This window comes from Streptomyces sp. NPDC031100 (genome assembly GCF_055570785.1).
The window spans coordinates 707,088-727,156 of sequence record NZ_JBVIGN010000004.1 but is presented as its reverse complement, the minus strand read 5'-3'; the positions used below and the strand labels follow the sequence as shown (position 1 = coordinate 727,156).

23 protein-coding genes and 1 pseudogene are annotated in these 20,069 nt (G+C 70.3%); 2 read left to right on the top strand and 22 right to left on the bottom strand.

Annotation, left to right across the window (positions count from 1 at the left end):
• Nucleotides 1–29: 29 nt before the first annotated feature.
• From ACZ5DS_RS15240 to rpsB, 5 genes are all read right to left on the bottom strand, one after another.
• The gene (locus tag ACZ5DS_RS15240; protein ID WP_468237893.1) at nucleotides 30–1,202 is read right to left on the bottom strand and encodes a phosphatidate cytidylyltransferase; all 1,173 of its coding nucleotides are present in this window, start codon (nucleotides 1,200–1,202) and stop codon (nucleotides 30–32) included.
• On the bottom strand, nucleotides 1,202–1,759 hold the full coding sequence (gene frr, locus ACZ5DS_RS15235; protein WP_403961437.1) for a ribosome recycling factor: 558 nt from the start codon (nucleotides 1,757–1,759) through the stop codon (nucleotides 1,202–1,204). The genes ACZ5DS_RS15240 and frr overlap by 1 nt, the downstream gene beginning before the upstream one ends.
• 185 nt (nucleotides 1,760–1,944) lie before the next feature.
• On the bottom strand, nucleotides 1,945–2,703 hold the full coding sequence (gene pyrH, locus ACZ5DS_RS15230; protein WP_031167360.1) for a UMP kinase: 759 nt from the start codon (nucleotides 2,701–2,703) through the stop codon (nucleotides 1,945–1,947).
• A 203-nt stretch (nucleotides 2,704–2,906) separates the two neighbouring features.
• Nucleotides 2,907–3,743 carry a translation elongation factor Ts gene (gene tsf, locus ACZ5DS_RS15225; RefSeq protein WP_468237890.1) on the bottom strand — a complete coding sequence of 279 codons (837 nt, stop codon included), beginning with the start codon at nucleotides 3,741–3,743 and terminating at the stop codon, nucleotides 2,907–2,909.
• A gap of 175 nt (nucleotides 3,744–3,918) precedes the next feature.
• Nucleotides 3,919–4,794, bottom strand: a complete 876-nt coding sequence (gene rpsB / locus ACZ5DS_RS15220) for a 30S ribosomal protein S2 (protein ID WP_468237888.1) — start codon at nucleotides 4,792–4,794, stop codon at nucleotides 3,919–3,921.
• Between the two features lie 299 nt (nucleotides 4,795–5,093).
• On the opposite strand from rpsB, the gene ACZ5DS_RS15215 reads away from it, so the two are divergent.
• Nucleotides 5,094–5,642: a peptidoglycan DD-metalloendopeptidase family protein gene (locus ACZ5DS_RS15215; RefSeq protein WP_468238245.1), complete on the top strand. Its 549-nt coding sequence runs from the start codon at nucleotides 5,094–5,096 to the stop codon at nucleotides 5,640–5,642.
• Nucleotides 5,643–5,700: 58 nt separating this feature from the next.
• On the opposite strand, the gene ACZ5DS_RS15210 is transcribed toward ACZ5DS_RS15215, so the two are convergent.
• The 17 genes and pseudogenes from ACZ5DS_RS15210 to ACZ5DS_RS15130 all read right to left on the bottom strand — a co-directional run bounded on the left by ACZ5DS_RS15210 (nucleotide 5,701) and on the right by ACZ5DS_RS15130 (nucleotide 18,673).
• Entirely contained in the window at nucleotides 5,701–6,258 is a 558-nt protein-coding gene (locus ACZ5DS_RS15210; protein WP_468238243.1) for a TetR/AcrR family transcriptional regulator, read from the bottom strand.
• A 64-nt stretch (nucleotides 6,259–6,322) separates the two neighbouring features.
• On the bottom strand, nucleotides 6,323–7,165 hold the full coding sequence (gene whiG / locus ACZ5DS_RS15205) for an RNA polymerase sigma factor WhiG (protein ID WP_030649029.1): 843 nt from the start codon (nucleotides 7,163–7,165) through the stop codon (nucleotides 6,323–6,325).
• Nucleotides 7,166–7,516: 351 nt separating this feature from the next.
• Nucleotides 7,517–8,677 carry a DNA-processing protein DprA gene (gene dprA, locus ACZ5DS_RS15200; protein ID WP_468237886.1) on the bottom strand — a complete coding sequence of 387 codons (1,161 nt, stop codon included), beginning with the start codon at nucleotides 8,675–8,677 and terminating at the stop codon, nucleotides 7,517–7,519.
• The gene (locus ACZ5DS_RS15195) at nucleotides 8,674–10,299 is read right to left on the bottom strand and encodes a YifB family Mg chelatase-like AAA ATPase (RefSeq protein ID WP_468237884.1); all 1,626 of its coding nucleotides are present in this window, start codon (nucleotides 10,297–10,299) and stop codon (nucleotides 8,674–8,676) included. The genes dprA and ACZ5DS_RS15195 overlap by 4 nt, the downstream gene beginning before the upstream one ends.
• A gap of 1 nt (nucleotide 10,300) precedes the next feature.
• Nucleotides 10,301–10,696 (bottom strand): YraN family protein, encoded by a 396-nt coding sequence (locus tag ACZ5DS_RS15190; RefSeq protein ID WP_468237881.1) that lies wholly within the window; start codon nucleotides 10,694–10,696, stop codon nucleotides 10,301–10,303.
• Between the two features lie 58 nt (nucleotides 10,697–10,754).
• Nucleotides 10,755–11,063 (bottom strand): DUF2469 domain-containing protein, encoded by a 309-nt coding sequence (locus tag ACZ5DS_RS15185; RefSeq protein WP_008745401.1) that lies wholly within the window; start codon nucleotides 11,061–11,063, stop codon nucleotides 10,755–10,757.
• A gap of 56 nt (nucleotides 11,064–11,119) precedes the next feature.
• On the bottom strand, nucleotides 11,120–11,644 hold the full coding sequence (locus tag ACZ5DS_RS15180; RefSeq protein WP_468237878.1) for an NUDIX hydrolase: 525 nt from the start codon (nucleotides 11,642–11,644) through the stop codon (nucleotides 11,120–11,122).
• On the bottom strand, nucleotides 11,634–12,416 hold the full coding sequence (lepB, locus tag ACZ5DS_RS15175) for a signal peptidase I (protein WP_468237874.1): 783 nt from the start codon (nucleotides 12,414–12,416) through the stop codon (nucleotides 11,634–11,636). The genes ACZ5DS_RS15180 and lepB (ACZ5DS_RS15175) overlap by 11 nt, the downstream gene beginning before the upstream one ends.
• A gap of 65 nt (nucleotides 12,417–12,481) precedes the next feature.
• Nucleotides 12,482–13,468 carry a signal peptidase I gene (gene lepB, locus ACZ5DS_RS15170; RefSeq protein WP_468237872.1) on the bottom strand — a complete coding sequence of 329 codons (987 nt, stop codon included), beginning with the start codon at nucleotides 13,466–13,468 and terminating at the stop codon, nucleotides 12,482–12,484.
• Between the two features lie 277 nt (nucleotides 13,469–13,745).
• Nucleotides 13,746–14,447, bottom strand: a pseudogene (gene lepB, locus ACZ5DS_RS15165) (signal peptidase I); the annotation flags it as partial.
• A complete protein-coding gene (lepB, locus tag ACZ5DS_RS15160; protein WP_468237870.1) occupies nucleotides 14,440–15,135 on the bottom strand; it encodes a signal peptidase I in 696 nt (231 codons plus the stop codon). The pseudogene lepB (ACZ5DS_RS15165) and the gene lepB (ACZ5DS_RS15160), both read right to left, overlap by 8 nt.
• 45 nt (nucleotides 15,136–15,180) lie before the next feature.
• The gene (gene rplS / locus ACZ5DS_RS15155) at nucleotides 15,181–15,531 is read right to left on the bottom strand and encodes a 50S ribosomal protein L19 (protein WP_190138184.1); all 351 of its coding nucleotides are present in this window, start codon (nucleotides 15,529–15,531) and stop codon (nucleotides 15,181–15,183) included.
• A gap of 135 nt (nucleotides 15,532–15,666) precedes the next feature.
• Complete coding sequence (gene trmD / locus ACZ5DS_RS15150) at nucleotides 15,667–16,500, bottom strand: tRNA (guanosine(37)-N1)-methyltransferase TrmD (RefSeq protein ID WP_468237867.1); 834 nt, start codon at nucleotides 16,498–16,500, stop codon at nucleotides 15,667–15,669.
• Nucleotides 16,500–17,042 carry a ribosome maturation factor RimM gene (gene rimM, locus ACZ5DS_RS15145; RefSeq protein ID WP_468237864.1) on the bottom strand — a complete coding sequence of 181 codons (543 nt, stop codon included), beginning with the start codon at nucleotides 17,040–17,042 and terminating at the stop codon, nucleotides 16,500–16,502. The genes trmD and rimM overlap by 1 nt, the downstream gene beginning before the upstream one ends.
• An 82-nt stretch (nucleotides 17,043–17,124) precedes the next feature.
• Nucleotides 17,125–17,364 carry an RNA-binding protein gene (locus tag ACZ5DS_RS15140; protein WP_003973401.1) on the bottom strand — a complete coding sequence of 80 codons (240 nt, stop codon included), beginning with the start codon at nucleotides 17,362–17,364 and terminating at the stop codon, nucleotides 17,125–17,127.
• Nucleotides 17,365–17,369: 5 nt separating this feature from the next.
• The gene (gene rpsP / locus ACZ5DS_RS15135; RefSeq protein WP_071370664.1) at nucleotides 17,370–17,789 is read right to left on the bottom strand and encodes a 30S ribosomal protein S16; all 420 of its coding nucleotides are present in this window, start codon (nucleotides 17,787–17,789) and stop codon (nucleotides 17,370–17,372) included.
• A 281-nt stretch (nucleotides 17,790–18,070) separates the two neighbouring features.
• On the bottom strand, nucleotides 18,071–18,673 hold the full coding sequence (locus ACZ5DS_RS15130) for a hypothetical protein (RefSeq protein WP_404058649.1): 603 nt from the start codon (nucleotides 18,671–18,673) through the stop codon (nucleotides 18,071–18,073).
• Nucleotides 18,674–19,193: 520 nt separating this feature from the next.
• Between ACZ5DS_RS15130 and ACZ5DS_RS15125 the strand changes: the two genes are divergently transcribed.
• Nucleotides 19,194–20,054, top strand: a complete 861-nt coding sequence (locus ACZ5DS_RS15125; RefSeq protein WP_468237862.1) for a class I SAM-dependent methyltransferase — start codon at nucleotides 19,194–19,196, stop codon at nucleotides 20,052–20,054.
• Nucleotides 20,055–20,069: the final 15 nt, after the last annotated feature.

Genomic DNA, 20,069 nt, shown 5'->3' with positions numbered 1-20,069 from the left:
CGGGGCCCGGAAGCCGTAACGCACGCAGCTCACGCCGAGCCGACGAACACCACCATGAGCAGCCAGACCACGGGAGCGGTCGGCAGCAGGGAGTCCAGCCGGTCCATGATGCCGCCGTGCCCGGGGAGCAAGGTGCCCATGTCCTTGATGCCCAGGTCGCGCTTGATCATGGATTCGCCGAGGTCGCCCAGGGTGGCGCTGGCCGCGACCGCGAGGCCCAGCAGCAGGCCCTGCCACCAGGTGCCGTGGTTGATCAGGAAGTGCATGCACAGCGCGCCCGCGACCATCGCGAACAGCACGGCGCCCAGCAGGCCCTCGCGGGTCTTGCCGGGGCTGATGCGCGGGGCGAGCTTGTGCTTGCCGAAGCGCCAGCCGACGGCGTACGCGCCGGTGTCGCTGACGACCGTGAGGAGGAGGAAGGTCAGGACGCGCCAGGGGCCGTCCTTCGCCGTCAGCATCATGGCGACGAACGTGGCCAGGAAGGGCACGTAGAACGCCGCGAAGACGCCCGCCGTGACGTCCTTCAGATAGCCCTCCGGCGGCTCGGTCATGCGCCAGACCAGGACGGCCAGCGCCGTCAGGGCCATGGCGACCCACGCGCCCTCGGCACCCCGCACATACCCGGCGACCACCATCGCCGCGCCACCCACCGCGAGCGGCACGAGCGGCGCCTTGATGCCCTTGCGTTCCTGCAGCCTTCTGGTCAGCTCCCACAGGCCCACGACCACGGCAACCGCGACCACGCCGACGAACACGGCTTTGCGGATGAACAGGGACGCGATGATCAGCACACCGAGCCCGACACCGACCCCTATGGCCGCGCTCAGGTCACGGCCCGCGCTCTTCTTCTGCGGCGCTGGCGCCGGCTGCGGGGCGTCGGACATGGGCTCCGGATTCTGCGTCGGACTCTGTGTGGGGTTCAGCGTCGGATTCGGCGTCGGATGCGGCGAGTGCTGCGCTGCGTACTGCGTCTCGTCTCGGAACAAAGGGCCGCCCAGCCGAGCGGCCCCCCGGTCGTCGTCCTGGTCTCCGCCATACGCGGGTACGTCGGGCACGATGGGCATGGGGCGAGTCTGCTGCGCCTCAGGCGCATCGTACGCGGGACCCGCCGGGGCAGCCCCCTGGACAGGCCCACCCTCGGTGGGCCCCCAGTACCCGGCCTGCCCCGCCTGTGGCGGCGCCCCCCAGGAAGAGTCGCTCATCAGACTTCGAGCAGCTCCGCTTCCTTGTGCTTCAGGAGCTCGTCCACCTGGGCCACGTACTTGTGGGTGGTGTCGTCCAGCTCCTTCTCCGCACGGCGGCCCTCGTCCTCGCCGATGTCGCCGTCCTTGATCGCCTTGTCGAGGGCGTCCTTGGCCTTGCGGCGCACGGAGCGGATGGAAACCCGGGAGTCCTCGGCCTTGGCCTTGGCGACCTTGATGTAGTCGCGGCGACGCTCCTCGGTGAGCTCCGGGAACACCACACGGATGATGTTGCCGTCGTTGCTGGGGTTGACGCCCAGGTCGGAGTCGCGGATCGCCTGCTCGATGTTGCGCAGGGCGCTCTTGTCGAACGGGGTCACGACCGCCATGCGCGGCTCCGGCACGGAGAACGAGGCCAGCTGGTTGATCGGCGTCAGCGCGCCGTAGTAGTCGGCCACGATCTTGTTGAACATCGCCGGGTGCGCACGGCCGGTGCGGATCGCGGCGAAGTCCTCCTTGGCGACCACGACGGCCTTCTCCATCTTCTCCTCGGCCTCGAGGAGGGTCTCTTCGATCACCACTTGCTCCTGCGTGTCTTGAGTAAGGCCCGGCTGCGGTTCCTCGTCGGGGCGGCGGCCGGCTGCGTCGCGTCTTCTTCCTGCACGGTTCCCGACCGGCAGGACATTGTCCATCCCCCGGCCAGGGTGCGTCCCGTCCGTCCCCCGGACAGGTGTCGTACCCCGGGTGACGGGGGGTGTGCCGGTCAGTCCCGGCTGCCCTGGTCACCCACCAGCGTGCCGATCTTCTCACCCTTGACGGCCCGCGCGATATTGCCCTCGGCCAGCAGCTCGAACACGAGGATCGGCAGCTTGTTGTCGCGGCACAGCGTGATCGCGGTGGCGTCGGCGACCTTCAGGTCGCGGGTGATGACCTCGCCGTAGCCGAGGGCGTCGAACTTGACGGCGTCGGGGTTGGTCTTGGGGTCGGAGTCGTAGACCCCGTCCACGCCGTTCTTGCCCATGAGCAGCGCCTCGGCGTCGATCTCCAGGGCGCGCTGGGCGGCGGTGGTGTCGGTGGAGAAGTACGGCATGCCCATACCGGCGCCGAAGATGACCACGCGGCCCTTCTCCAGGTGGCGCACGGCGCGCAGCGGAATGTACGGCTCGGCGACCTGGCCCATGGTGATGGCGGTCTGGACCCGGCTGTCGATGCCCTCCTTCTCCAGGAAGTCCTGGAGGGCGAGGCAGTTCATCACGGTGCCGAGCATGCCCATGTAGTCGGAGCGGGCCCGGTCCATGCCGCGCTGCTGGAGCTCGGCGCCCCGGAAGAAGTTGCCGCCGCCGATGACGACCGCGATCTCGGCGCCGTCCCGGACGACGGCGGCGATCTCGCGGGCGATCTTGTGCACCACGTCCGGGTCGACGCCCAGGCCCCCGCCGCCGGAGAATGCCTCTCCGGACAGCTTCAGCAGAAACCGGCCGCGTACTTTGCCGTCGTCGCTCTTCTGGGCCTTGGTGGTCATGGAGATCCCGCCTCTTTCACGTGTTGCACATACGAAGAAGGCCACTGCCGATGGGGTCGCTTTTCGCTCCCATGCGCGGCAATGGCCTCCTCGTCAGATCTGCTGCCGTCCGCCACGTGCCTGGGTGTGGCGGTGTGCGCGGACGACTGCTGTCGACCCTATCGAGAATTCTCCTCGGGTCGTGCGTCGATCGCGGTACGGACTCAGATGCCGACCTTGATGCGCGCGAAGCGCTTCAGGGTGACACCGGCCTCGTCCAGCACCTTCTGGACCGACTTCTTGTTGTCGAGCGCGTACGGCTGGCCGAGCAGCGTGGCGTCCTTGAAGAAGCCGTTGAGACGACCCTCGACGATCTTGGCGATCGCGGCCTCGGGCTTGCCCTCGGCGCGGGTGGTCTCCTCGGCGATGCGGCGCTCGGACTCGACGACCTCGGCCGGGACGTCCTCCTGGGAGAGGTACTTCGGCGCGAACGCGGCGATGTGCTGCGCGATGCCCTTGGCGACCTCGGCGTTCGGCTTGTCGAGCTCGACGAGGACACCGATCTGCGGGGGCAGGTCGGGCATGGTGCGGTGCATGTAGGCGAGCACGAAGCCGTCGGCGAACTGCGCGAAGCGGTCCAGGACGATCTTCTCGCCGAGGTTGGCGTTGGCCTCGTCCACGAACGCCTGGACGGTCTTGCCGGCCTCGATCTCGGAGGCGAGCAGGGCCTCGAGGTCGGCCGGGGAGGTCTTGGCGACGTGCTCGGCGATCGCGGTGGCGACGGCCTGGAACTTCTCGCCCTTGGCGACGAAGTCCGTCTCGCACTTCAGCTCGACGAGGACGCCGGAGGAGTTGTCGTCGGCGATGATGGAGACCACGGCGCCGTTCTCGGCGGAGCGGCCCTCGCGCTTGGCGACGCCCTTCTGGCCCTTGATGCGGAGCGCCTCGACGGCCTTCTCGACGTTGCCCTCGGCCTCGTCCAGCGCCTTCTTGCAGTCCATCATGCCGGCGCCGGTGAGCTCACGGAGCTTCTTGACGTCGGCGGCGGTGTAGTTCGCCATGAGTCTGTGAGTCTTTCTCGAAGTCTTGGAAGATCGGAGATCTGCACGGTCTGTGATCCACATGTAGCCGCGGATCCCCAACACCGTGCCGACCTACGGGTGAACAGCGGGGGCGGACTTCACCGCGCCGGAGGCGCTGTGGGATGCAGTACCGCCCCCGCCGTCAACACTGACGTCAGGCCTGCTCGCCCTCGGCGGCCTTCTCGCCCTCGGCCGGAGCGGCCTCGGCGGCGGGCGCCTCGGCAGCGGGGGCCTCGGCAGCGGGGGCCTCGTCCTTCTTCTCACCCTCGAGCAGGTCGCGCTCCCACTCGGCGAGCGGCTCGCCCGCGGCCTTCTCACCCTTGCCCTCGGCGGCGACGCCGGAGCGGGCGATGAGGCCCTCGGCGACGGCGTCGGCGATCACACGGGTGAGCAGGGTGACGGAGCGGATCGCGTCGTCGTTGCCCGGGATCTTGTAGTCGACCTCGTCGGGGTCGCAGTTGGTGTCGAGGATCGCGACGACCGGAATGTTGAGCTTCCGGGCCTCACCAACGGCGATGTGCTCCTTCTTGGTGTCCACGATCCAGACGGCGCTGGGCACCTTCTGCATCTCGCGGATACCGCCGAGGGTCTTCTCCAGCTTGGCCTTCTCGCGGGAGAGGACCAGCAGCTCCTTCTTGGTCAGACCGGAGGACGCGACGTCCTCGAAGTCGATCTGCTCCAGCTCCTTCAGGCGCTGCAGACGCTTGTAGACGGTCGAGAAGTTGGTGAGCATGCCGCCCAGCCAGCGCTGGTTGACGTAGGGCATGCCGACGCGGGTGGCCTGCTCGGCGATGGCCTCCTGCGCCTGCTTCTTCGTGCCGACGAACATGACCGTGCCGCCGTGGGCAACGGTCTCCTTGACGAACTCGTAGGCGCGGTCGATGTACGACAGCGACTGGAGCAGGTCGATGATGTAGATGCCGTTGCGCTCGGTGAAGATGAAGCGCTTCATCTTCGGGTTCCAGCGACGGGTCTGGTGACCGAAGTGGACGCCGCTTTCCAGCAGCTCCCGCATCGTGACGACGGCCATGGCCGTTTCTCCTTGAAATTCTCGGTTGTGCCGCGCCCGCCGGATGGCGGCCGCGCCTGACGCCCGCGATGCGCCGTGCCGCGAAGGACCGAGGGGCGCTGGTACGAACCGTTTCCGGCTGCCGTACCGGGGCGTGCGAAGTCGACCCGGTGACCCGGATCGCCAGAAGAAGTGTACGGGACCGTCAGGGCACCGGGTGACGCCGCTGTCCACAACCGGTGAGTTGTCCACAGCTCCCGGCCATGATCGGCGGGGTCGGGGAGGGTTTTCGCATGCGACGTGCGATCCGATGTGTCTCGATGTGTCTGGGCCTGTTGACGGGCCTGGCTGCCGCCCTGCTCGCCCCGCTGGCCTGGGCGGACCCGCCGGCTTTGCCGCCCCCGCCCCCTGGGGCTCCGGTCCCGCCCCTGGCCCGCGCCTGGCCGGTGGGCGCTCGGCCGGTGGTGTTACGGGGCTGGGAGCCGCCGGCGACGGTGTACGGCCCAGGGCACCGCGGCGTGGACCTGGCCGCACCAGCCGGTGCTCCGGTACGAGCAGTGGCGCCCGGCCGGGTGACCTTCGCGGGCCGGGTGGCGGGGCGGGGCGTGGTGTCCGTGCAACTGACAGGGACGGACCTGCGGATCACGTACGAGCCGGTTAGGCCGTTGGTGACGAAGGGGGACGGGGTGGGGACAGGTGATGCGGTGGGGGTGGTGGAGGCAACGGGTTCACACTGCGGCGCCAGGACATGCGTGCACTGGGGCCTGCTCAGAGGCGAGACCTACCTGGACCCGTTGTCCTTGCTGCCACCGTGGCTACTGCACAGGGGGCCGTCGAGACTGCTACCGGTGCCAGGAGTGCCTGGGTAGCTGCGGGCAGTCGTGCCTCCCCCAGTGCCTAACCCACCCCGCCCAGCAGCAGCCGACCTCAGCCCTTCACACCCCGCAGGGCCATGGCCACAGCAGCATCCGTGATCGCCGCGGGATCCTCCGCCGCACCCAGCTCGATCCGCCGCACGGCCGCATCCACGACCCCCTGCAGCAGCATCGCCGCCAGCCGAGGCTCCCCGTGCCCCATCTCCCCCAACGCCTCGACGACCATCGCGACCAGCCCCCCGTGCGCGGCCCGGATCTTCTCCCGCGCCCCCGCATCCAGCTCACTCGCCGAGATCGCCACCACAGCCCGGTGCCGCCGGTCCCCGACCAGCGCCAGCTGCTGTCGCACATACGCCTCGACCTTGTCCTCGGCCGAGGACGCCCGCTCCATCGCCGCCGCGACCTCCGCCGCCCACACGGGGAAGTCGACCTCGCACAGCTCTTCGACCACGGCGGCCCGCGAGCGGAAGTACTCGTACACGGACGACCGCGCCAGCCCCGTGCGCTCGGCGAGAGCCGGGAAGGTCAGCGCCTCCGTCCCACCCTCGGACAGCAGAGAACGAGCCGCGTCCAGCAGGGCGGCTCGCTGCATCGACCGGTGCTCGGCCACGGAGGCCGCTCGAATCCTTGGCACGTCAACCACTTTACGGACACGCCGTCCCGGAAGGGAGGACTCAGCGTCCGAAGCTCGCCAGCTTGGCCCTCAGCTGCAGCACGGACTTGGTGTGGATCTGGCTGACCCGGCTCTCGGTGACCCCGAGCACATTGCCGATCTCGGCGAGGGTGAGCCCCTCGTAGTAGTAGAGCGTGACGACGGTCTTCTCCCGCTCGGGCAGCGTGTTGATCGCCCGCGCCAGGAACCGCCGCAGCTCCCGGTCCTCGGCCACCTCGACCGGATTGTCGGCGGCGGTGTCCTCCAGCGTGTCCATGAGGCTGAGCCGGTCGCCGCCCTCGCCGCCGACGTGCAGCAGCTCCTCCAGGGCGACCACGTTGGCCAGCGACAACTGGCTGAACACGGCATGGAGTTCGTCGACCTCCATGCCCAGCTCGGCGGCGACCTCCCCTTCCGTCGGGGTGCGCCGCAGCCGCGCCTCCAGGGTGGCGTAGGCCCGCTCGACGTTCCGCGCCTTCTGCCGGACCGACCGGGGGATCCAGTCCAGCGCCCGCAGCTCGTCGATCATCGCGCCCCGGATCCGGGTGATCGCGTACGTCTCGAACTTGATCTCCCGGTCGATGTCGAACTTCTCGATCGCGTCGATCAGCCCGAACACCCCCGAGGAGACGAAGTCGGCCTGCTCCACATTGGGCGGCAGGCCCACGCTCACCCGGCCCGCCACGTATTTGACGAGCGGCGAGTAGTGCAGGATCAGCTGCTCCCGCAGCCGGTCGTCCCCCGTCGCCTTGTACGACCGCCACAGCTCGTCGAGCGTCGAGGGAGCGGGCGGCCGCACGCTGCCACCGTCGCGGGCGGCTGGGGGGATGGCCGCCCGGTCGGACCCGGAGGTGTGCTGGGGCATTCGTCGCCTTGTGCCGTTCTGCCGTGAAGTGCCGAGAAGTGCCGTGTTGCGCTAGGAAGTGGGGGGAGTGAGCGGGGTGGGGCGGGCTGGGTGGTCGTGGGGTGAACTGGGCTACCTGGGTGAGCTGTCTGTCTGATGTCGAGTTGGCGCGGTCTGCGCCCGGACTTTCGTGAGCGTAGCGTGACTGAGGAGTCGCGGTGTGCGAACAGCGAGGCTCCACCCGTGCGCGGACCCCTTCCGCCGTCTGCACGACCGCGCGGCGCAGCTCGCTCTGTGTGATCGGGCCGAGGCGTCAACTCCGGGAAATCCCAAGGGCGTAGGGGATTCCCCCGGACGGCCGAACACGCTCGGTCAGGATGGCCCGAGGCCGCCCCGGGCCGCGATCATCGCCTGGCGTGTCAACTTCCAGCCATCGCCGTGTCGTTCGACGTAACCAAGTGCTCGGAGTTCGTACAGTCTCGCGATCGCGTCGTCCGGCGTGGTGCGCGCGCCGCACGCGATCTCCTCGGCGCGGGCCGTACGGTTTCCGGGCAGGGCGGCGAGGACGGCCCGGGCGGCCGGTTCCAGCAGGTCGCGCGGGAGCACGGGACCCCGGCGGGGCGGGGCGAGCTCGCCCATGTCGCCCACGAGTTCGACGACCTCCGCGGCGTCGGTGACCAGGACGGCGTCGCCGCGCAGCAGCTCGTGCACACCGGCCGAGAGACCGCTGGTGACGGGCCCGGGCACCCCCATGATGAACCTCCCGAGGCGCCCTGCGGCCCGCGCGGTGACCAGCGAGCCGCTGCGGCAGGCGGCCTCCACGACGACGGTGCCCCTGGTCAGCGCCGCGATCACTCTGTTCCGCAGGATGAACCGGCTCGGCGTCGGATGGTCACCGGGCGGCAGCTCCCCGACCACCAGGCCCTGTTCCGCGATCCTGTTGATCAGTGCGGTGTGGCCGCGGGGGTAGGGCCGGTCGACGCCGCAGGCCAGGACGGCGATCGTGGCTCCGCCGGCGGCGAGGGCGCCGCGGTGGGCGGCCCCGTCGATCCCGTAGGCCCCGCCCGACACGACGATCCAGCCCCGCTCGGCGAGTCCCGAGGCGAGGGTGGCCGCGACATGGGCGCCGTACTCGGTGCAGGCTCTCGCCCCCACGACGGCAACGGACCTGAGCGCCCACATCCGCAGGCTGGGCCGCCCCCGCACCCACAGCCCCGTGGGCCGGCCGTCCCCGAGATCATCGAGCTGGCCCGGCCACTCGGCATCGCCCGGACACACGAACCGCATCCCGGCGGCGCGCGCCACCTCGAGATCCCGCTCCGGGTCCGCCTGCCGGGCGCGCCCCACGAGGCCGCCCCACCTCGTCCCGCTCACCCCCGGCAACGGCTCCCCGCCGTCCCGCAACCGCCGCACCACCTCCCCCACCCCGAACTCCCGCACCCAGCGCCCACCGACCTCGTCCCCGGGCTCGATGACCCGGGCGAGGAACACACGGCCCAGGAGTTCCTCGTCCGGGCCACCTCGGGTGGTCATGTCAGACTCCCGATGGCCATGGGCACACCCCGCGGCACTCCGGTGCGCAGTTGCAGGGCGAGACAGACGTCGGTGGCGTCCGGGCGGTCGTGGCCGACGAGGTCCGCCACCGTCCAGGCGACGCGCAGGACGCGGTCGATCCCGCGGGCCGTGAGCACCCCCCGCTCCAGGTTGCGTTCGGCCTCGTCCATCGCACCGGCGACGGCGTGGAAGCGGCTGCGCAGCTCACGCCCGGGCACCTCGCTGTTGCTGCGCCAGGGCGTTCCGGCGAGACGGGCGGCCGCCCGCTCCCTGGCTGCGCGGACCCGGTCGGCGACGGTCGCGGTGGACTCGCCGCGGGCTCCGGGTGCGGTGAGCTGGGTGCGGGTCACCGGGTCGACCTCCACCCGCAGGTCGACCCGGTCCAGCAGCGGGCCCGACAGCCGGGCCTGGTAGCGGCGGATCGCCGAGGGCGGGCAGTCGCAGAGGGAGTCCCGCTGCGAGAAGCGTCCGCAGGGGCAGGGGTTGGCCGCCAGGACCATGAGGAACCGCGCGGGGAACCGGACCACGCCCGCGCTGCGCGCGATCACCACGTGTCCGGACTCCAGGGGCTGTCGCAGGGCGTCCAGGGTCTGGCTGTGGAATTCGGGCGCCTCGTCGAGGAACAGCACGCCCCGGTGGGCGAGGGACACGGCACCGGGCCGCGCGACGCCGGGGCCGCCGCCGACGAGGGACTGCATCGTGGCCGAGTGGTGCGGGGCGCAGTAGGGCGCGACATCGATGAGCGGCTTGCCCGGAGGCAGCAGGCCGGCCACCGAGTGGACCGCGGTGACCTCCAGCGACTCCTCCCGGGTGAGCCGGGGCAGCACGGCGGGCAGGCGCTCGGCGAGCATGGTCTTGCCCGCGCCCGGCGGGCCTTCGAGGAACAGATGGTGGCCGCCGGCCGCGGCCACCTCCACGGCTGTGCGCGCCGAGGTCTGGCCCACGACGTCGGCCAGGTCGTGGTCCTGATCGTGCTGTGCGGCACCGATGCTGTGCATGCCGGTGGCCGCGCCTGTGCCCGGCACCCGGAGACCGGCCAGGAGGGGATCCGGGCGTCCCTGATCGCCCGGATCCTCGTCGGGTACGGGTTCGTCGGTGAGCACGGCGATCAGCTGCCGCAGGCTGCGGATGCCGAGCACCGACACGCCGGGGACGAGCGAGGCCTCGGCGGCGGCGCACTCCGGGACGACCACCTGTTCGTAGCCGGCGTCGGCGGCCGCGAGGACTGCGGGCAGGATGCCCCGCACCGGCCGCACCCGGCCGTCCAGTCCCAGTTCCCCGATCATGACGATGTCGGCGAGGACCCGGGGGTCGATCCGCTCGGCGGCACCGAGCACCGCGCAGGCGACGGCCAGGTCGAAGCCTGAACCCGCCTTGGGCACCGAGGCCGGGCTGAGGCCCACCGTGAGCTTCTTCTGCGGCCACTCGGCACCCGAGTTCACGACGGCCGCCCGCACCCGGTCCCGGCTTTCCGTCAGGCTCTTGTCCGGCAGCCCGACCAGTGTGAAAGCCGCCACCCCGGGTTCCAGGTCCGCCTGGACCTCCACCAGCACACCCTCGACGCCCACCAGCGCCACCGAGCACGTACGGGCGAATCCCATCTCAGGCCACCCCCCGCGCGTGTTCGACGGACGGGGCGCCCCGGCGGGGCAGGAGGACGCCGACCAAGTCGATGCGGACGCCTCCGGGCGGCGCTCCTCCGTGGGTCTGGATCCAGCGTTCGGCCAGGGTCAGCAGCCGCCCGGCCTTCTCGGGTGTGACGGCGGCCATCGGGTGCTGGAAAGCGCCGCCCCTGCGCGTCTTCACCTCGCAGACGACCAGCGTGCTCCCGTCCCGGGCCACGATGTCGATCTCACCGGACCGCCCACAGCGCCAGTTGCGCTCCAGGATCGTCATACCGGCCTGGGCCAGCCGCCGCGCGGCCAGATCCTCGCCGTACCTGCCGAGTCCACTGCGTGCCTTGCTCATGTCGGCACCACCTCCGGCGCCAACCGTCACGCATCCCGCCCAGAGAAGTGGATCTTGGTGGATTACTCAGCGGTTGTGGAAAACTCCGTCACCCGCCCGGGAGCTCCAGGTCGGTCTTGTTCAGCTCTTCGATGTTCACATCCTTGAATGTGAGGACGCGGACCTGCTTCACGAAACGAGCCGGCCGATACATGTCCCAGACCCAGGCGTCCGCCATCGACACCTCGAAGAACACCTCACCCTGGACCGAGTGCACCTGCATCTCGTAGTCGTTGGTCAGGTAGAAGCGCCGCTCGGTCTCGATCACGTATTTGAACAGACCGACGACGTCTCGATACTCCCGGTAGAGCTTCAGCTCCATCTCGGTCTCGTACTTCTCGAGGTCCTCGGCGCTCATGGCATGTTCCCCTTCAGCCGTGCGATCCCACCATTGTGCGCCAGTCCGACGAGCCCTCAGACGATTTCCGTGTCCAGGGTCACGGGCCTGGCGGGGGGACCTTCGTCGAGCAGCGTGCGCAGCAGCTCGGCGAGTCTGGTCGGATACACCGTCTCATGCGCCCGGGTCAGTTCCTGGCACGTCCACCAGCGTGCTCCGGCGACACTGCGCCGCTCAAGATCCGTCAGGCCCTGAGCTTCGGTCGCCGTCTGGGTCGTACGGGCCAGGTAGTACCACTCGTCCTGGTCCCAGCGGCGGCCTGCGAACGGGAAGGAGCACCGCCGGCGCCACAGCACCGGACCGAGTTCGACCTCGGTGATGCCGGTCTCCTCGGCGAGTTCCCTGAGCGCGGCCTCCTCGCGCGTCTCGCTGGCCTCCAGACCGCCGCCCGGGGTGAACCACCAGTCGTCGGCCGGGTCGCCCGGCTCGTGTCCGTGCAGCAGCAGGATGCGGTCCTCGGGGTCGAGCAGGACCACCCGGGCCACCTTGCGCAGGCCGCCCTCGTAGGTGTCCTCGCCCGTCGGCGCGGTCTCAGCGGACACCGGCGGGCTCCGGGCCGGTACGGACGCGGGAGCGGCCGAGCCGCTTGGCGACGGGGCCGTACGCACCACCGCCGAGGACCAGGACGGCGCCGGCGACGATCATCAGCTCGATGGTCCTGAGCGGGCCGGGCTGGGAGAGGGCGCCGAGGGTCTCGAAGCCGGTGGGGCGCTTGAGCATGCCCTTCATGGGCCAGACGACGGCGTCGACGCGGGCGGAGACGGCATCGCTGGACACCGTGCCCCTGGCGGCGTCGGTGAGGTGGGCGGTGGAGTCCAGCGAGCCCAGGCGTTCGTCGCCGAGCAGGAAGAGCCGGCCCTTGGGGACGGTCACGGTCGGGAAGTCCTGGATCTCGGCCAGGCTGCCCGGGGGCAGGTACGGCTCGTCGATCTGTTTGCCGTTGACCGTGAGCTTGCCGTTGGTGCAGCAGGAGACGGTGTCGCCGCCGACCGCGACGACCCGCTTGACCACGTTGGCGTTGGTGACCCAGCTCTTGTCACGGAAGACGACCACGTCACCGCGCCGGACCTCGCTGCCGTCGACGCGCTGGGCCACCACCCGGTCGCCGACGCCGATCGTCGGGCTCATCGAGCTGGTGGGCACGGTGTACGGCCGGTAGATCAGCGCTGCCCACGCGAAACCGCCGAGGAACAGCACCAGGCCCAGCGCCATGGCCACCCCGGACAGCCGGTGTCCGATCCGGCTGCCGCCGGCCTGTGTCGTGCCTGTGCCCGCGCTGCGCGGGGCCGTACGCGTCGTGCTCTCGCCACCCATGGACCCGCACCCTACCCGGCGGTACCGAGCAGGGGCAGCCCCTCTTTCGCGGCCTGAGCCACTGCTTACCGCTTCTTGGACTCCGCGCGGTCCGCCCGCCTGCGCCGCCACAGCGCCACCGGCAGGACCATCGCCACCGCGACGCCCTCCGGCGCCACCGTCAGGGACGCCGCGGCGGAGGGCTTCTGGTCGAGGCCCTGGTCGAAGGTGTCCGGGACCGGCAGGGTGCCCCAGCGGTTGATCGGCCAGGCCTTGACGATGGCGCGCCCGACGACGTCGCGGACCGGCACCATGCCGTGGAACTTCTCGTCCTGGTTGTAGCGCGAGTCCCGCGAGTTCTGTCGGTGGTCGCCCATGACCCAGATGAAGCCCTGCGGAACCTTGACCTTGAACTGACCGCCCTGGTCGTCCTGGCTGCACGGCGTGTTGCCGGGGTACACGTACGGCTCGTTCAGCGCGTTGCCGTTGACCTTCAGCGGGCCGGTCCCGTGGCACTCGACCGTGTCTCCGCCGACCCCGATCACGCGCTTGATCAGGTCCTTCTCCTCCGCCGACGGCATCAGGCCGATGAAGCTGAGGACCTTCTGCACGGCGTTCGGTTCGGGCGTCGGCTCGCCCCTCAGCCAGTTGCCCGGGTCGTGGAAGACGACGACCTCACCGCGCTCGGGCTCGGAGCCGAACCACGGGGTGAGCTTGTCGACCAGGACGCGGTCACCCTGCTGGAGGGTGTTCTGCATCGAGTCGGACGGGATCGAGAACGCCTGCACCAGGAACGTCTTGATCAGCAGTGCCAGGACCAGCGCGATGACGACCAGGATCGGCAGCTCCTTCCAGAAGGAGCGCGGCTTCTTCGGCCGCGGTGCCGCCTCGTCCGTGCCCTCGCTCGCGTTCCGGGGCTGCTGACCCTCCGGCGTGCCGTCGCCGGCCGCCGGGAAGTCGGAGTTCCCAGGGGGCACGGCGCCGTCCGGATCCGGGACGTTCCCTTCCACGGGGTGCCCGCGGTGCTCCTCGCCGTCGTGTCCCGACCGTGCGCCAACCGCTACATCCCCCACGCCAACTCCTTACTCTGTGCCGCCGCCTGCCCCATCCACGGTGCAGGCCCACCACTCCCATAACGAGCGGGAGTTCCGCAGGGGTCGGGAGTCGGGTCATTGCGTTCGGATCGTCGGAGGCAACCCTATGCGACAGCGGAGGGGCCGCGGACGACCCCGACACGGAGTTCGCCACGCTTGCGAAGGTTTTAGGTTCGTCCAGGCTGGTCCAGTGGCCGATCGGCCAGCCGATGACCATGGCGCGGCCGACCACCGAGTCCTCGGAGACCGTGCCGCCGTAGGGCGTGTTCTGGTGGACGCGGGAGTCCGCGGAGTCGTCCCGGTGGTCGCCCATCACCCACAGACGGCCCTTGGGCACGGTGATGTCGAAGGGCATGGAGGAGGGCGAGTTGCCGGGGTAGAGGTAGTCGGCTTCGGTCAGCGGCACGCCGTTGACGGTGACCCGGCCCTGCGCGTCACAGCACTTGACATGGTCGCCGCCGACCCCGATCACCCGCTTGATCAGGTCCTTCTCGTTGTCGGACGGCAGCAGGCCGATGAAGGTGAGGCCTTCCTTGAACTGCTTGACGACGACGGGGTCGTGCTTCTTGGTCGTCTGCTCGTCCTTGAGCCAGCCGCCCGGGTCGTGGAAGACGACGACGTCCCCGCGCTGCGGCTTGGAGCCGAACCACGGGGTGAACTTGTCGACCAGGACGCGGTCGCCGATCCGGATCGTCTGCTCCATCGAGCCCGAGGGGATCACGAACGCCTGGACGAGGAATGTCTTCAGGACCAGCGCTATCAGGACGGCGACGCCCACCAGAAGGGGGATCTCCCGAACGGCCGAGCGCCTGCGCTTGCGCTTCACCTTGCGCTGGAGCTTGCGCCGCTCCGCGCGCGTGCGGCCACCGCCCGGCGCGGAGGTGCGGCGGGAGCCGGTGGGCAGCAGGTTGTCGGCGGGCGAGCTGGGCACGCCGCGCGGTTTGCCGCGGTTACCCATGTGCACCCTCCGGAGCAGGCACACGCGCGTACGCGGCCGGACGGTGCAGGTGCTCCACATGGGCGTACGGCCAGACGATCCAGTCGGCGCGGCCGATGACCTCGCCGACGGGGATCATGCCGCCGCCCGGCGAGCCGAGGTGGTCCCGGGAGTCGCTGGAGTCGCTGCGGTGGTCCCCGAGGACGAACAGGCGGCCCGCGGGCACGACGACGTCGAAGGGAACGCTGGACGGGGTGTCCCCCGGATAGAGGAACGCCGTCTCGTCGACCGGCCGGCCGTTCACCTCGAGCCTCCCCTCCTTGTCGCAGCAGACCACATGGTCTCCCCCCGCCCCTACAACGCGTTTGATGTAGTCGGCGTCCCCGAAATACCCGGTGCCGTCGAAGACAACCACGTCGCCGCGGCGCGGCTGGGCACCGAAACGGTACGCCAACTTATTTACGAGAACGCGGTCCCCGATCCTCAATCCCTGTTCCATGGATCCGCTCGGAATCTGGAACGGCTGCATCACGAAAGCGTTGAGGAGCAGCAAGAACACCAGGCAGGCGAAGAGGGTGAGGGTGATCCGGCCACCGGGCAGCCACCCGGTGATCCGCGACACCAACGCGAAACGCGACCGGCCCTCCGTCCCCGGAGTACCGGGGTGGGAGGAGCGGTCGCGTTCCGTCGGCTGTGCTTCGGTGTCCATCGGAGCCAGATGCTATCCGGCCCCGCCATGAACGCCCGCGCGAGATCAGCTCTCGCGCTTCTCCTTGATCTTGGCGGCCTTGCCGCGCAGGTCACGGAGGTAGTACAGCTTGGCGCGGCGCACGTCACCCTTGGTGACCAGCTCGATCTTCTCGACGATCGGGGTGTGCACCGGGAAGGTGCGCTCGACGCCGACGGAGAACGAGACCTTGCGGACCGTGAAGGTCTCGCGGACACCGGCGCCCTGGCGGCGGATCACAACGCCCTTGAACTGCTGCACACGGGAGCGGTTGCCCTCGATGACGCGCACGTGGACGTTGACGGTGTCACCCGGGCGGAAGGCCGGGATGTCGCTGCGCAGCGACGCGGCGTCGACAGAGTCGAGCAGGTGAGACATTTCGTCTGCTTTCTTCGCTGATGCCACAGGTCATCAACGGCAACTAGGTGAACAAGAGGTCTGCCGTGCGGGTCGGGGCGGGCGTCGTGTCCCCCTGTGGCAGGGGCGCACGCCGGACGGGCGCACAACAGCGGTCTATTCTTCCACGGCCTCGGTCCTGCGCCAAAATCGGCCGTACGACTCGCCCTGCGGGTCCGGGGCCCAGCCCAGGATGGAGAGCATCTCGCGGTCCTTCTTGTCGAACGCCTTGGGGTCGCAGCGCTCGATCAGGTCGGGGCGATTCACGGTCGTACGCTTCAGGGCCTCGTCGCGGCGCCAGCGGGCGATCTTGCCGTGGTGGCCGCTGAGCAGCACCTCCGGGATGTCCCGGTCGCGCCAGACGGGCGGCTTGGTGTAGACGGGGCCTTCCAGGAGGCTGGCCATCGCGCCGGGCGCGAAGGAGTCGTCCCGGTGGGACTCGGCGTTGCCGAGGACGCCGGGCAGCAGGCGCGCGACGGCCTCCGTGATCACCAGTACGGCCGCTTCGCCGCCCGCGAGGACGTAGTCGCCGATGGACACCTCGTACACCGGCATACGGGTGGCGTACTCGTCCATGACGCGCCGGTCGATGCCCTCGTAGCGGGCCGGCGTGAAGATCAGCCAGGGGCGCTCGGAGAGTTCGACGGCCAGTTCCTGGGTGAAGGGGCGGCCGCTCGGGGTGGGCACGATCAGCGCGGGGGCCTGGGCGCCGGTCTCGTAGCCGTCGGCGAGGATCGTGTCCAGGGCGTCGCCCCAGGGGTCGGTCTTCATGACCATGCCGGGGCCACCGCCGTACGGCGTGTCGTCGACCGTGTGGTGCCGGTCGTACGTCCAGGAGCGCAGATCGTGCACGTGGACGTTCAGCTGCCCACGCGCGCGTGCCTTGCCGACGAGGGAGACGTTCAGGGGCTCCAGGTACTCGGGGAAGATCGTGACGACGTCGAGGCGCATCAGGACTCTTCCTGGGACGAGTCGATCACCGCGCGGTCGTCGATCAGGCCCGGCGGCGGGGCGATGACCGCCTTCTGCTCAGCCAGGTCGATCTCGGTGACGATCTCCTCCACGAAGGGGATCAGCACCTCGCTGCCGTCCGGGCGCTCCACGATGAAGAGGTCCTGGGAGGGCAGGTGCGAGATCTCGGTGATCCGGCCGACCTCCGTGCCGTCCTCGGTCACCACGTCGAGGTCGATGAGCTGGTGGTCGTAGTACTCGTCCTCGCCCTCGGGGAGTTCCTCGGGGTCGATCTCGGCGATCAGCAGGGTGTTGCGCAGGGCCTCGGCGCCGTTGCGGTCGCTGACGCCCTCGAAGCGCAGGAGCAGGCGGCCGCTGTGGACGCGGCCGGTGGCGATGGTGAGCGGCCCGGCGGAGGCCGGGTCGGTGGCCAGGACGGCGCCCGGCGCGAGCCGCAGCTCGGGCTCGTCGGTACGTACCTCGACGGTGACCTCGCCCTTGATGCCATGGGCGCGGCCGATCCGTGCGACTACCAGCTGCACGTGTACAGATCTCCTGTCATACGACTGCGGGCCGGGGACGGCCCAGTGGCCCTCCCCGGCCCGAGCCGGTTGCGATGAAGCGTCAGCGGACGTGGTCCACGTCGACGAGGTCGACGCGGACACCGCGGCCGCCGATGGCGCCCACGACGGTACGCAGAGCGCGCGCGGTACGGCCGTTGCGGCCGATCACCTTGCCGAGGTCGTCGGGGTGGACCCGGACCTCCAGCACGCGCCCGCGGCGCAGGTTGCGCGAGGCGACCTGCACATCGTCAGGGTTGTCGACGATGCCCTTCACGAGGTGCTCAAGCGCCTCTTCGAGCATGCTGCTCAGGCCTCGGTCGACTCGGACTCAGCCGCGGCCTCGTCCTTCTTCTCAGCCTTCTTCTTCTGGGTGATCGCCTCACCCTTGCCCTCGTCGTCACCGCCGAGAGCCTCGAACGACGGACGCGCGGCCTTCGGCGCGGCGACGAGCAGCGGCGCGGGGGCCGGCTCGCCCTTGAACTTCTGCCAGTCGCCGGTCTTCTTCAGGATGGCGAGGACGGGCTCGGTCGGCTGCGCGCCGACACCCAGCCAGTACGCCACGCGGTCGGCGTCCACCTCGATGACCGACGGGTTGTAGGTCGGGTGGTACTTGCCGATCTCCTCGATGGCCCGGCCGTCACGGCGGGTACGGGAGTCGGCGACGACGATGCGGTAGTGAGGCGAACGGATCTTGCCCAGACGCTTCAGCTTGATCTTGACTGCCACGGGAGTGGATTCTCCTGGATTTGACGTGGTTGGGCACGGCGAGAAAGCCGCGTGGGGTTGCGGTACCCGAGTGCCCGATGGACGCGTCAGCCGGAGGAGAGAGGGGTCCTGTGCGGCTGTCGAGTACAGCTAGCCATTGTGCCACACCCTGCGGGTCGCTTCCGGCCGAGGGGGCCCGGGGCGCGTCCGGGCATGGGTCAGCGGCACCCGGCGTGGAGGTGAGATACGTCGGGTGCCCGCGGACTACGAGCGGACTGCGGCTGCCACGAGCAGTCGCAGTCTCAGCTCGCAGCCGCTCCCACGACCTCCGGGATGCGGAACGGCTTGCCGCAGCCACCGCACACGATGGGGGCCTGGGCCAGGACCGAGGGGACCACCCGGACGTTGCGTCCGCAGTCGCAGACCGCCTTCACACGGACGCCGCCGCCGGAGGAGCCGTGCCGGGCGGCCGGGCCGCGGAAGGTGCGGGAGGTGTCGGAGGAGGTGGCCGCCGTGTGCGCCTTCAGCGCGCGCTGGAGCCGCTCGATGGTCGGGCGGTAGCGCCGCTTGGCCTCGGGGTTGAGCGTGACCAGGGAGAAGCCGCTGCTGGGATGCGGTTCCTCGGGGTGGTCCAGACCCAACTCCTCGGCGATGGCGAGGAAACGGCGGTTGTGGTACCGGCCGGCGCGGGAGGTGTCGCGGACTCCGCGGGCGGCGGCGATGCCGTGGACTGCCTCATGGAGCAGTCGCTCGAAGGAGAGTTCGTGACCGCACGCGGACGACGACTCCCCGATCAGGGACTCTGGCGCGGCAAGGTCCGGCAGCTCGGGGTGGTACCGCTGAATGTCGGCCCACGCCTGCGCCAGCTCTGCGGCGAGAACAGGTGGTGTCTGTGTCGTGCTCACGTAATGACAACGAGCGGGGGTGCCGCTGTGTTCCTATTCCGGGCCATCCCAAATAATTTGCACGTACCCGTCAGTTGCCGCTGATGCGTCCGGACGAGGGCGGGTGCGCTGATCTGCGGAGAAGCCGCACAGCTCGTACCAAGCCGGTGCGTAGTCTGACGTACGGCCCGGCGGGTAGGTGCCGGGGCGGCTGAGGGCGGTGAATGCGCAAGAGGCGTTTCGGTCGCTCTCGCGTGAAGCCGTCACCTCTGTCAGCGCCGGCGATGCCGGTGACGTTACTGGGTGCGTCCGCGCCCATGGTCACCGCCCGTCCCCCGTGAGCGGCCACCGTACGGTCCCCCAGGTTGCCGGGATGTGAAATCTCGCCACAGTCGGTCCCAGGCCCCAAGCCGGGGCACACGACCCCTGGACGGCACCGCGAGCCGGGAGTTACCTGGCATACGTGGAGAGTGCGAGCGCACGGCACGGGGGCCACGCAATCGGGCACTGCGGCGAACTGTCGGCGGAATGGGGCACTCCTATGACACCTACGCTCGTGCGGGAACACCTGTCTCATCCGGGCTCCGTATCACCCCGGGTGAACCCGTGCGCACGCGCGCGTGACTGGTCCGAGATCCAGGAGCGGATGCTGGTGCCGCTCTACGAGACCGTTTACGAGCGACTTGAAGTGGGCCCTGCCAGCAGGCTGCTGGGCCTGCGCTGCGGCTCCGGGCTCGCCTTGCTGATGGCGGCCTCCAGAGGGGCGGCGGTCACCGGTGTCGACTCCTGTCCGCAGCGGCTCGCGCTCGCGCGCGAGCGCCTGCTGCCGGACCGTCCGCGCGGCACGCGCGCGCGTGGGGCCACGAAACTCGTGGAGGGCACGCCTGCGGACGCGGCCGACGCCGAGGCACCCGCGTACGCCCTGCTGACTGTCTTCGAGCCGATCGGCTGCCTGGCGGGCGACTCCGAGGGGCTCGGCGAGCTGCTGGCGGCCGCGCTCCCGCTGGCCGCGCACGGGGCGGCCGTGGTGCTGGCCGGCTGGGGTCCGCCGGAGCGCTGCGCGACCTCCTCGGTGCTGCGCGTGGCGACGAAGCTGGCCGATCCCCTGCGCACCGCGGGCAGTTGGCGTCCCGCCCGCCGCGACGACCTGGAGGAGGTCGCCCAGCGGGCCGGGCTGAAGCCGGACGGCTCGGGGCGGGTGGCCTGCCCGTTCGGGTACGCCGATCTCGACAGCGCGGTACGCGGCCTCAAGTCGACGGGCCTGTTCGACGCGGCGATCGCGGCGACCGACCGCAAGCAGGTGGACAAGGAGCTGACGGAGGCGCTGCATCCGTACCGCCGCCAGGACGGGACCGTGTGGATGCCGAACGTGTTCCGCTATCTGATCGCGCGCGTCCCCTGATCCGCAAGGGATGCT

Bases quoted from the DNA above. Each gene is read 5' to 3' on its own strand.
- ACZ5DS_RS15240 (WP_468237893.1), bottom strand. From the start codon at position 1,202: ATGAGCGACTCTTCCTGGGGGGCGCCGCCACAGGCGGGGCAGGCCGGG.
- pyrH (WP_031167360.1), bottom strand. From the start codon at position 2,703: ATGACCACCAAGGCCCAGAAGAGCGACGACGGCAAAGTACGCGGCCGG.
- tsf (WP_468237890.1), bottom strand. From the start codon at position 3,743: ATGGCGAACTACACCGCCGCCGACGTCAAGAAGCTCCGTGAGCTCACC.
- rpsB (WP_468237888.1), bottom strand. From the start codon at position 4,794: ATGGCCGTCGTCACGATGCGGGAGCTGCTGGAAAGCGGCGTCCACTTC.
- ACZ5DS_RS15215 (WP_468238245.1), top strand. From the start codon at position 5,094: ATGTGTCTGGGCCTGTTGACGGGCCTGGCTGCCGCCCTGCTCGCCCCG.
- whiG (WP_030649029.1), bottom strand. From the start codon at position 7,165: ATGCCCCAGCACACCTCCGGGTCCGACCGGGCGGCCATCCCCCCAGCC.
- dprA (WP_468237886.1), bottom strand. From the start codon at position 8,677: ATGACCACCCGAGGTGGCCCGGACGAGGAACTCCTGGGCCGTGTGTTC.
- ACZ5DS_RS15195 (WP_468237884.1), bottom strand. From the start codon at position 10,299: ATGGGATTCGCCCGTACGTGCTCGGTGGCGCTGGTGGGCGTCGAGGGT.
- ACZ5DS_RS15185 (WP_008745401.1), bottom strand. From the start codon at position 11,063: ATGAGCGCCGAGGACCTCGAGAAGTACGAGACCGAGATGGAGCTGAAG.
- lepB (WP_468237874.1), bottom strand. From the start codon at position 12,416: ATGGGTGGCGAGAGCACGACGCGTACGGCCCCGCGCAGCGCGGGCACA.
- lepB (WP_468237870.1), bottom strand. From the start codon at position 15,135: ATGGACACCGAAGCACAGCCGACGGAACGCGACCGCTCCTCCCACCCC.
- rplS (WP_190138184.1), bottom strand. From the start codon at position 15,531: ATGTCTCACCTGCTCGACTCTGTCGACGCCGCGTCGCTGCGCAGCGAC.
- trmD (WP_468237867.1), bottom strand. From the start codon at position 16,500: ATGCGCCTCGACGTCGTCACGATCTTCCCCGAGTACCTGGAGCCCCTG.
- ACZ5DS_RS15140 (WP_003973401.1), bottom strand. From the start codon at position 17,364: ATGCTCGAAGAGGCGCTTGAGCACCTCGTGAAGGGCATCGTCGACAAC.
- ACZ5DS_RS15125 (WP_468237862.1), top strand. From the start codon at position 19,194: ATGACACCTACGCTCGTGCGGGAACACCTGTCTCATCCGGGCTCCGTA.